Raw genomic sequence first — 4613 nt, forward strand, 5'->3', positions numbered from 1 at the left:
CGCGCCGCTCGCCGCCGCGGTGGCCCGCCCGGACTTCCGCACCCTGCCGCAGGCCCGGGCCTGGGTGGCCGCCGAATCCGCCGGGGCGATCGCCCTGGCCGCCCGGCTGGCCGACCAGGCCGCCGACCGGCCGGACCGCCCGGACCGGGCGGCGGCCGCGATCGACCTGCTGATCGCGCTCTCCGCCTTCAGTCAGGACGCCCACTACGGACCGCTCGCCGACGCCGCCCGGGCGCTGGCCGCCACGGCCGCGCTCGGCGGCGACCAGCGCACCCGGGGGCGGGCCCGGTTCCTCTGCGGCACCATCGCGCTGGCCGCCACCCGGATCGGGGAGGCGGAGCTGCAGACCCGGCTGGCGGTGGAGGCCTGCCGGGCCGCGGGCGACACGGTGATCCTCCGTCAGGCGCTCAACGACCTGGGCCTGATCGCGCACAACCAGCGCGAGTACCAGGAGGCGGTCCGCTGCTACCGGGAGGCGATCGCGCTGGCCCGGGAACTCGGCGACCGCTCGGGCGAGCTGATGACCCGGGTGAACGCGGCGATGTCGCTGCTGCGCAGCGGGCAGCGCCAGCAGGCGGTGGAGGCCTGCGAGGCGGCGCTGCCCGAACTGCGGGCGCTGCGGGACAGCGCCTGCACGGCCTACGGGCTCTACGTGCTGGGGCTGGCACTGCACGAGCTGGGCCGGTACGAGGAGGCCGCGCTGCGCTACACCGAGTGCCTGACCATAGCCACCGACGCGGGGATCCGGGCCCGGGAGGGGCACGCCCGCTACCGACTGGCGGACGCACTGCGCGCGATGGGCCGGCCCCAGCAGGCGCTGCGCGAGGCCCGACAGGCGCTGGCGATCTGCGAGGAGCTGGGCGCGGAACGGGACCAGGGGCTGGCCCTGGTGGTGATCGGACGCGCGCTGGCCGAGGTCGGCGAGCCGGCCGCGGCCCGCGAGCAGCTGACCCGGGCACACGGCCTGTTCGAACGGCTCGCGCTGCCCAACGCGGCGGACGTGGCGGTCCTGCTGGCCGACCTGGACGGCCAGCCCGCACCGGCACCCGGCGGCTGACCGCCGGCGGAGGGCCTGCGCAGCGCGAGCTCACGGGGGAAGCCGCGGGCCGACGCCCACTCACGCAGCGAGGGCCGCCGCCGAGCGAGGCCGCGGGTTGTTGGCCCAGCCACCCGGCGTGAGCCAACGCGGAGCCGGCCCGCGAGCGAAGCCGCAGCCCCCCGCCCAGCGCGGCCCGGCGCCGAGCGAGCCTGCGAGCAAGGCGCCGGCCCCACCCAGCGCGGCCCGGCGCCGAGCGAGCCTGCGAGCAAGGCGCCGGCCCCGCCCACCCCACGCGGAACCAGCCTGCGAGCGAAGCCACCGACCCGCGCCCACCCCGCCCGCCTACCCCGATGCCGGGCCCGTTTCACCCGGCGGGCCGACGGCAGCGGGTCCGGTGCCGGCGGGGGCCTCCCGCTGGCACCGGACCCGACGGTCGGCGTGCCCGGGCTGCTACTGCTTCGCCACGCAGCTCATGCACTGGTCCGAGGTGCTGCTGTTCCTGCCGGCGGTCCGGTGCCGGCGGGGGCCTCCCGCAGGCGCCGGACCCGACAGTCGGCGTGCCCGGGCTGCTACTGCTTCGCCACGCAGCTCATGCACTGGTCCGAGGTGCTGCTGTTCCAGTCCGCGCGGACACTCTTGGCGCTGCCGCCGCCCTGGGCCGCGGCCGTCAGCGTGGTGCCACCGGCCAGCACGGCCACCAGGCCGAGGGTCGCCACGGCGCCGCGCAGCCAGGCGGGGAGGGTCAGGTTCCGGTGCGTCATCTCTGGTGCCCCTTCGTCGACTGGGCGGCCGGGTTCTTGTGGTGGGCCGCTCCGTGCTCCCAGGAGCCTCCCAGAAAACGATCAACACCCGATCAACGCCGCCCCCGCCGATCCCCCCGACCGCGCAGACCAGCCGTGGTCAGACCGCCATCGCCAGCATCAGCGGCGCCGCCCGCTCGGCCAGCAGCTCGGCGCCCGCGCGCAGCCGGTAGGCGTGGTCCAGCGGGAGGGACATGGCCAGGCAGCCCACGGTGGACCCGGCGGTGACCGGGACCGCGGCGCAGACCGTGCCCAGCGCGTACTCCTGGAGGTCGAGCACCGGCAGGGTGGCCGGCTGGCGCTCCAGGCGGTGCATCAGCTGCTCGGTGTCGGTGATGGTGCGCGAGGTGAGCCGGGCGATCGGGTGCCGGGCCAGGTGGTCCAGGCGCCCGTCGTGGTCGAGCTGGCTGAGCAGGCACTTGCCGATCGCGCTGGCGTGCGCGGTGGCCTTGAAGTCGACCCACTCGTGCACCGCGGGCGCGTGCTCGGCGGCGGAGACCGCCTCCACCCGCAGCTCGCCGTCGTGGTAGCGGCTGAAGTAGACGGCGGCGCCCAGCTCGTCGCGCAGCTCGGCGAGCTTGTGCTGGAGCCGGATCCGGATCAGCTGCTCGCGGTTGTACTGCCCGAGCATGGCGAAGGTGCCGCCGAGGATCCAGCCGCCGTCGGTGGCCTGCAGGTACCCCTCGGCGCAGAGCAGGGTGATCAGGTCGCGCACCACCGGCTCGGGCAGCGCGGTCTCCCGGACCAGGTCGGTCAGCCCCGCACCGTAGGGGTGGCGGTCGGTGGCCTCCAGCAGCCGCAGGGCGCGGCGCAGCGAGGCGTGCGGCCCGGACTCACCCTGGTCCAGCATGATCTGACCCTGACCGTGTGCCGGCATGGCCTCCCCTTCCGCCGCCCGCGAGTGTCCTACCCAGACTATCCATCGTGGCGCACTCCTACCCGCGGGTTGGGACAGATTCCCGCAGGTGACGGGTATTGGCCGAATGGCATATGCCAGACGATCCCGTCGCAGGTCAACCGGTGGAGCAGAACTCGCCCGGGCGGACGCCCGACAGACGCCGGACGGATACCGGACCGATGCCCGGACGGACGATGGGCCCCTCCCCCACTGCCCGGGGGGAGAGGCCCATCTGAGGGTGCGTCAGTCAGCCCTGTGGTGGTGTCGCGGAGGCGACGGAGGCTCAGGCCTCCTCGGTGGTCCGGATCTTGGCGACGGCGGCGGCCAGGCGGGCGCCGTACTCCGGGTCGGCCGCGTGGAAGTGCGCCAGGTTCTTCTCGATGACGTCCTCGCGGCTGACCTGGGCCAGGAAGCCGGCCAGGTTGTCGATCAGGCGGGACTTCTCGCCCTCGGACATCAGGCGGTAGAGCTCACCGGCCTGGAAGAAGTCGTCGTCCTTGGTGTGCTGCGGCGTGGTGTAGGTGCCGGTGTGGCCGGAGAGCGCGACCGGGGCGGCCAGCGCGCGGTCGGTCTGCGCCGGGCCGTCGAACGAGTTGGGCTCGTAGTTCTTGCCGCGGCCCGACTTGTTGACCGCGGCGAAGCCGTCGCGGCCGTAGTTGTTCGCCTCGGTGGCCTTGGGGGCGTTCACCGCGAGCTGGGTGTGGTTGACGCCGAGGCGGTAGCGCTGGGCGTCGGCGTAGGCGAACAGGCGGCCCTGGAGCATCTTGTCCGGGGAGGCGCCGATGCCGGGCACGAAGTTGTTGGGCGAGAAGGCGGCCTGCTCGACCTCGGCGAAGACGTTCTCCGGGTTCTTGTTCAGCACCAGGCGGCCGACCTTGACCAGCGGGTAGTCGGCGTGCGGCCAGACCTTGGTCAGGTCGAACGGGTTGAAGCGGTACTCGGCCGCCTCGGCCACCGGCATCAGCTGGACGTACAGGGTCCAGCTCGGGAAGACGCCGCGCTCGATGGCCTGGTGCAGGTCGCGCTGGTGGCTGTCGGCGTCGCCGCCGACCACCTCGGCGGCCTGGCCGCCGTCCAGCGAGCGGATGCCCTGGTTGGTCTTGAAGTGGTACTTCACCCAGAAGGCCTCGCCCGACTCGTTGACCCACTGGTAGGTGTGCGAGCCGTAGCCGTTCATGTGGCGGTAGGAGGCCGGGATGCCGCGGTCGCCGAACAGCCAGGTGATCTGGTGGGTGGCCTCGGGGGCGTGCGCCCAGAAGTCCCAGACGTTGTCCGCCTCGGTGATGCCGGTGAACGGGTCGCGCTTCTGCGAGTGGATGAAGTCGGGGAACTTCAGCGGGTCCTTGATGAAGAAGACCGGGGTGTTGTTGCCGACGAGGTCGTAGTTGCCCTCTTCGGTGTAGAACTTCAGCGCGAAGCCGCGCGGGTCGCGGACCGCGTCGTTGGCGCCCAGGTTGCCGGCCACGGTGGAGAAGCGCAGGAAGACCTCGGTGCGCTTGCCGACCTCGCCCAGGAAGGCGGCCCGGGTGTACTGGGAGACCTCGTCGGTCACCTCGAAGTAGCCGTAGGCGCCGGAGCCGCGGGCGTGCACCACGCGCTCCGGGATGCGCTCGCGGTTGAACCGGGCCAGCTTCTCCAGCAGCTGCTGGTCCTGGATGAGCAGCGGGCCGTACTCGCCGGCCGAGGCCGAGTTCTGGTTGTCGGCGATCGGGGCGCCGGACTCGGTGGTCAGGTTCTTGGGCATGGGGGTCCTCAGGTTTGCGGGAGTTGCGTGGCCGGGGGGGGGGGGGGGGGGGGGGGTTGGGTGGGGGGGGGGGGGGGGAGAAAGGGGAGGGGAGAGACCCAAAAAGAAGCAAACTGCAGGGGGCAAGTACAA

General features: G+C 73.4%; 4 protein-coding genes. 1 reads left to right on the forward strand and 3 read right to left on the reverse strand.

Features of this window, described 5'->3' with window-relative positions; translation table 11 throughout:
• Positions 1-1057: tetratricopeptide repeat protein (locus tag ACQRUO_RS14470; RefSeq protein WP_428316286.1), on the forward strand; the 1057-nt coding region annotated here is incomplete at its 5' end.
• Positions 1058-1608: 551 nt separating this feature from the next.
• On the opposite strand, the gene ACQRUO_RS14475 is transcribed toward ACQRUO_RS14470, so the two are convergent.
• The 3 genes from ACQRUO_RS14475 to ACQRUO_RS14485 form a co-directional block, all read right to left on the reverse strand.
• Positions 1609-1800: a hypothetical protein gene (locus ACQRUO_RS14475; RefSeq protein ID WP_428316287.1), complete on the reverse strand. Its 192-nt coding sequence runs from the start codon at positions 1798-1800 to the stop codon at positions 1609-1611.
• 139 nt (positions 1801-1939) lie between these two features.
• The gene (locus tag ACQRUO_RS14480) at positions 1940-2716 is read right to left on the reverse strand and encodes an IclR family transcriptional regulator (RefSeq protein WP_428316288.1); all 777 of its coding nucleotides are present in this window, start codon (positions 2714-2716) and stop codon (positions 1940-1942) included.
• A 304-nt stretch (positions 2717-3020) separates the two neighbouring features.
• A complete protein-coding gene (locus ACQRUO_RS14485; protein WP_428316289.1) occupies positions 3021-4481 on the reverse strand; it encodes a catalase in 1461 nt (486 codons plus the stop codon).
• Positions 4482-4613 lie beyond the last annotated feature (132 nt).

The sequence above is a fragment of the Kitasatospora sp. LaBMicrA B282 genome, assembly GCF_050325825.1.
GTDB lineage: Bacteria > Actinomycetota > Actinomycetes > Streptomycetales > Streptomycetaceae > Kitasatospora.

Bases quoted from the DNA above. Each gene is read 5' to 3' on its own strand.
- ACQRUO_RS14475 (WP_428316287.1), bottom strand. From the start codon at position 1,800: ATGACGCACCGGAACCTGACCCTCCCCGCCTGGCTGCGCGGCGCCGTG.
- ACQRUO_RS14480 (WP_428316288.1), bottom strand. From the start codon at position 2,716: ATGCCGGCACACGGTCAGGGTCAGATCATGCTGGACCAGGGTGAGTCC.
- ACQRUO_RS14485 (WP_428316289.1), bottom strand. From the start codon at position 4,481: ATGCCCAAGAACCTGACCACCGAGTCCGGCGCCCCGATCGCCGACAAC.